Source organism: Rhizobium sp. YS-1r (assembly GCF_000757525.1).
Classification (GTDB): domain Bacteria; phylum Pseudomonadota; class Alphaproteobacteria; order Rhizobiales; family Rhizobiaceae; genus Neorhizobium; species Neorhizobium petrolearium.
Genome location: NZ_JPYQ01000036.1, coordinates 1 through 879, shown reverse-complemented (window position 1 = coordinate 879; position 879 = coordinate 1). Strand labels below are relative to the sequence as shown.

At 60.8% G+C, this 879-nt stretch carries 1 protein-coding gene and 1 pseudogene; both read left to right on the top strand.

The genetic code is table 11. The features are described from left to right. Positions 1 to 250, top strand: a pseudogene (locus tag JL39_RS21250) (IS21 family transposase); the annotation flags it as partial. Further along, positions 247 to 879 (top strand): IS21-like element helper ATPase IstB (gene istB, locus JL39_RS21245; protein WP_037155507.1); only part of this gene is annotated, 633 nt, incomplete at its 3' end. The pseudogene JL39_RS21250 and the gene istB, both read left to right, overlap by 4 nt.

The following is an 879-nucleotide window of genomic DNA, read 5'->3' as shown; positions in this document are numbered from 1 at the left end:
ACGATTGACCGACAAGCAGGCCTGCAAGACCATGGTCGAGATCCTGGCGCTGGCCCATGAGCGGACCTGCGAACGTGAACTGGCCGAACGGCTGGCCAGCATGCTCGATGCCGGAGAGCTTCCCGATATGGCCGAATTGCGCAAGCATTTCGCGCCTGACCCGGCGACCTTACCGGTCGTTTCCGTGCATCTGGCGCCTTTAAGCGGATACGAGGCGCTGGTCGCTGGCCATGCAGGAGAACGCGCATGACCAATCCCAACGATATCGATGCCGGCCGCCTGAGCATTCTGCTGAACGAGCTTCGCCTGCCGGCGATCAAGATGCTCTGGGCGGACTTCGCCGAACAGGCCGACAGAGAGGGCTGGCCTGCTGCCCGTTTCCTGTCGGTTATAGCCGAGCATGAACTTGCCGAACGCGACAGACGCAGAATCGAACGCCATCTATCCGAGGCCAGATTGCCGCCAGGCAAAACCCTCGACAGCTTTGCCTTCGACGCCGTGCCGATGATCTCCAAGGCGCAGATCATGGCGATGACGGCAGGCGATAGCTGGCTGGCGAAGGGTGCCAATGTCCTCATGTTCGGGCCGCCGGGAGGCGGCAAGAGCCACCTTGCGGCAGCCATCGGCTTAGCGTTGGTCGAGAAAGGCTGGCGCGTGCTGTTCACCAGGACGACGGACCTCGTTCAAAAACTGCAGGTCGCACGACGCGAACTGCAGTTGGAATCCGCCATCAACAAGCTCGACAAGTTCGATCTGCTTATCCTCGACGATCTCGCCTATGTGGCAAAGGACCAGGCAGAGACCAGCGTTCTCTTCGAACTCATCCCCGCACGCTATGAGCGGCGATCTATCCTGCTGACCCCAAATCAGCCCTTTGGC